Origin of the sequence: Roseibium sediminicola (genome assembly GCF_023156505.1) — a bacterium.
Classification (GTDB): domain Bacteria; phylum Pseudomonadota; class Alphaproteobacteria; order Rhizobiales; family Stappiaceae; genus Roseibium; species Roseibium sediminicola.
The window spans coordinates 1-1,741 of record NZ_JALNMJ010000061.1 but is presented as its reverse complement, the minus strand read 5'-3'; the positions used below and the strand labels follow the sequence as shown (position 1 = coordinate 1,741).

Below are 1,741 nucleotides of genomic sequence, written 5' to 3'. Positions count from 1 at the left end.
CGCAGATACAGTGTGTTGGCATCGGACCCCGCATCAGAACCTGATAACTCTCTGTTGCAAAAGAATGTTCTCAGATTCTTGGGGCCGATGCACCTAATGCTTTGAGAAATGCGGGCTAGCTCGGAAATTTCAACTTTTCTCCAGAACTACAAATAACCCGGCTTTTTTTGTGTTAGGTTTTAGGGCTGGTCCCCCCTTGCCTTTCCAGTCATTCCCACTTATTCAGCCTGTCCAGTCCATTTCCAGTACTTGTTCCCGTGCCCAGACCGTCCCTTGCGGCCATGTGTCCCGTAGCCGTTGTTAATTTGAGAGGTCACGCCATGCCCCACACCATCGGCCTCGATTTCGGCACCTCCAACACGGTCGCAGTGCTCGCCGACGGGACTGCGGCGACTACGCTGGTCACGTTTGCGGACGGGCCGGATGGCTTCACCTCGCTGCCGACAGTGCTGAGTTTCCTTGACCGGGGCGCCGCAAGAGCGCTCAACGCGGAGGTCGGGCCCTGGGCGATCAAGCAATTCCTGGAAAGCCTCGGCGACGTGCGTTTCATCCAGTCGCTGAAAACCTTCGCGGCCAGCCGGGTGTTCAAGGGCACCGGTGTCTTCGGCGTGCGCTTCGAGTTCGAGGATCTGATGGCGACCTTCCTGTCGCTGGCCTTTGAGCGTGCCGGCGCGGCCTTCGACCCGGCCTCGACGCGCCTCGTCGTCGGCCGTCCGGTGGAATTCGCCGGCCACAATCCGGATGAAGAGCTGGCCATGGCGCGCTACCGCAAGGCATTTCGCAAGGTCGGCTTCGAGGACATCCTGTTCGTGATGGAACCGGTCGGCGCAGCCTTCTCCTTCGCCCAGTCGCTGCAACAGGACACCACCATTCTGGTGGCCGATCTCGGCGGCGGCACCACCGACTATTCGATCATGCGCTTCGAGACCGAGGCCGGTCATCTGAAGGCAACGCCACTTGGTCGCGGCGGTATCGGCATTGCCGGCGACACGCTCGACTATCGCATCATCGACAATGTCATCCTGCCGAAGCTCGGCAAGGGATCCCACTACAAGAGCATGGGCAAGGTTCTGGAAATGCCGCCCAATCTCTTTTCCAACTTTGCCCGCTGGCACATGCTGTCGATCTTCAAGACCTCCGACGACTTCAAGGAAATGAAGAAGCTGCTGCGCTACTGCGTGGAGCCGGAGAAAATCGAACTCTTCATCGACCTTGTGGAAGAGGACCAGGGCTACCCGCTCTACAAATCCGTTTCGGAGACCAAGGCGCTGCTGTCATCCGAAGACGAAGCCGAGCTGAACTTTGCTCCGCTTGGCGCCAGTTTCCGGGCAGATGTCAAACGCGCGGATTTCGAGCGCTGGATCGCACCGGATCTTCGCAAGATGGACAAGGCGCTCACCGCCACGCTCGAAAAATCGAGCCTGCAGGAAACCGATATCGACCGGGTGTTCATGACCGGCGGCACCTCGTTCGTGCCGGTCGTTCGCGCCATGTTCGCCGAGCGTTTCGGACAGGAGAAAATCTCCGGCGGCAACGAGTTGACCTCGGTCGCCAACGGCCTGGCCCTGATCGGCGCCCGGGAAGACGCCGGCGACTGGGCGCTGGCGGCGTAGGCGACTTCCTAGGACCTGTTGACAAAGTGGATTCCCAAATCAGCTGAGCTGTGATTCAAGACTGTCTTTTAGGAGGCAGTCTTGGCACGTGGCGATTTGACGGACGCAGAATGGGAATTGATTGAAGC

General features: G+C 59.2%; 1 protein-coding gene. It reads left to right on the top strand.

What is annotated here, in order from left to right; genetic code table 11:
• Window positions 1–320 precede the first annotated feature (320 nt).
• Window positions 321–1,613, top strand: a complete 1,293-nt coding sequence (locus M0H32_RS29390; RefSeq protein WP_248160317.1) for an Hsp70 family protein — start codon at window positions 321–323, stop codon at window positions 1,611–1,613.
• Window positions 1,614–1,741: the final 128 nt, after the last annotated feature.